The following is a 688-nucleotide window of genomic DNA, read 5'->3' on the forward strand; positions in this document are numbered from 1 at the left end:
ATCAGACGCTGGCGGAGATACTGCGTCGAGGTGGCCTTGCCCGCCTTTCTTTATGCACAAACGTTATGCTGCTTATTTCATAGCAAAAGCACCCGATGAGAGCCGGGCATCCACGGAATTCAACGAGCGCTTGGGTGCCCAAGCCGGCGTTGTTGCATCAATTCCGAACCACATAACGTGCTGATGTTTGTACGCACAACGGCAATGCAAGCGTTGCTGCCAGTCGCGACACGGACCGGGCACATTCCCGACCTTTTTCCAGGGAGCATGCGCAGAGACAGCAGCCAACGAGCCGAGCTCAAGGCGACCTACCGTGTCAAGAACCGGGCGCAGTACAACGCCGGGCTGATTGCCAGAGGCGATATCGCGGTGTGGATCGACGAGAACCTTCTGACGCCCACATCGGCTGAGGATGTCCCCAGACGCGGCCGCCCGATCGTCTACCCCATCTCTTTATACACAAGCCCCCGAGCATAAGCTATGCTACCTATTTCATAGCGAAAGCACACAATGAACTGGGTAGCCACGGAATTCAAGAGCATGAACCTGGGGGACCCCAGGCGCAAACAGCGTGCGATCCACCTGATCGAGAGCTTGAGTGCCAAGCCCACAGCCAGTATCCCCCAAGCCTGTGGCGATTGGGCCGACACCATCGGGGCCTACCGCTTCTTTGGCAATGAGGAGGTCC

1 protein-coding gene is annotated in these 688 nt (G+C 57.7%); it reads left to right on the forward strand.

Annotated elements, in window-relative coordinates; all coding sequences use genetic code 11:
- Positions 1-510 precede the first annotated feature (510 nt).
- The coding region (locus tag VTU_RS32060; protein WP_010108801.1) for an IS4/Tn5 family transposase DNA-binding protein at positions 511-688 on the forward strand (178 nt) is incomplete at its 3' end.

The sequence above is a fragment of the Verminephrobacter aporrectodeae subsp. tuberculatae At4 genome (genome assembly GCF_000193225.1).
Classification (GTDB): domain Bacteria; phylum Pseudomonadota; class Gammaproteobacteria; order Burkholderiales; family Burkholderiaceae_C; genus Acidovorax; species Acidovorax aporrectodeae.